The organism is Vibrio sp. S234-5, assembly GCF_000960595.1.
In the GTDB taxonomy this organism is placed as follows: domain Bacteria; phylum Pseudomonadota; class Gammaproteobacteria; order Enterobacterales; family Vibrionaceae; genus Vibrio.
The window spans coordinates 1-341 of the sequence record NZ_JZAM01000464.1 but is presented as its reverse complement, the minus strand read 5'-3'; the positions used below and the strand labels follow the sequence as shown (position 1 = coordinate 341).

The 341-nt window shown below is 38.1% G+C and carries 1 protein-coding gene; it reads right to left on the bottom strand.

All coding sequences use genetic code 11. The annotated features are described in order from the left end of the window. Positions 1 to 340, bottom strand: a 340-nt coding sequence (locus UF06_RS23065; RefSeq protein WP_045572544.1) for a GNAT family N-acetyltransferase, incomplete at its 3' end; no start/stop codon positions are given. Position 341 lies beyond the last annotated feature (1 nt).

Sequence of the window (341 nt, the reverse complement as noted above, 5' to 3'; positions counted from 1 at the left end):
TCAGTTTTAAAACCGACTTACTCACGATACCTTTACCTTGGTATTCAGAGCTTAACCAGTAGCCAATCTCTACTTTTTTAAGTTGACGGTTAATACTGTTAAAACTGATATTTCCAACCAACTTATCTTGGTAAATCATCCCACAAACCAAGGATTTTCCATCAGCATAATCATGCAATGAACTTTTGATAAAGCTAAGAAAAAACTCTTCATTGCTTGCATGAGGAGGCCAAGCTAACCATTGACTCAAGTATTCCCTCTCTCGACTGACAATTTCAAGATAGGCCGAAGCAAACTTGGGAGTAACCAAAGCCAGTTTCAGATCGGTATCAACATCCAAT